Raw genomic sequence first — 775 nt, forward strand, 5'->3', positions numbered from 1 at the left:
GCATGCACGCAGCCCGAATTAAAATTTGCATCGACCGACATAATCACAGAACCATCCTCACTTAGACCACCGCCCAAAATATTGCGTCTCTACTTCGTTTATACGGCCATACTGAAAGCCGATAATTGCTATGAATGCGCCATCGTAGGGGCAGGGCTTAGCTATGCAGCGCCGTTAGCCGCGCAGCGTTTTTAGCCGCCGCTGCAGAATTTTGCCGCCACCCGCCCCAACCCGGCGGCCCCTTTCGCAGTTGAGAACCCTACAGCAGCCCGCGGCGCGTAGCTGCCATTCTCTTATTCCGTCCGATTTTTCATGGAGCCTACTTCTTCCGAGCCCACCACCCAATTGTTTGATGCCGCCCGCCGGGGCGATGTAGCCGGCCTGCAAGCCGCCCTGGCCGCCGGTGCGCCCATCGATGCTGTTACCGACAAAGGCTTCACGGCCCTGGTGCTGGCTGCCTACGACAACCACCTGGAGGCGACCCGCTTCCTGCTCGACGCCGGTGCCGACCCCAACCACCAGGACAACAGCGGCAATTCGGCCCTGATGGGCGTCAGCTTCAAAGGCTACCCCGACGTGGCCCGCCTGCTCATCGAGCGCGGCGCCAAGCTCGACCAGCAAAGCGGCAACGGCGGCACGGCCCTCATGTTTGCCACCATGTTCGGCCGCAACGACGTGCTGAAGCTGCTGCTCGACGCCGGCGCCAACAAGCGTCTGGCCGATTTCCGCGGCCTCACCGCCCTGCACCTGGCCGGCCAGCAGGGCAACGACACCG

At 62.5% G+C, this 775-nt stretch carries 2 protein-coding genes; both read left to right on the forward strand.

Features of this window, described 5'->3' with window-relative positions; genetic code table 11:
• On the forward strand, positions 1-195 hold a 195-nt coding region (locus ACYVDE_RS24920; RefSeq protein WP_460504204.1), incomplete at its 5' end, for a hypothetical protein.
• A gap of 117 nt (positions 196-312) precedes the next feature.
• Positions 313-775 (forward strand): ankyrin repeat domain-containing protein (locus ACYVDE_RS24925; RefSeq protein ID WP_460504205.1); only part of this gene is annotated, 463 nt, incomplete at its 3' end.

The sequence above is a fragment of the Hymenobacter agri genome, assembly GCF_054778495.1.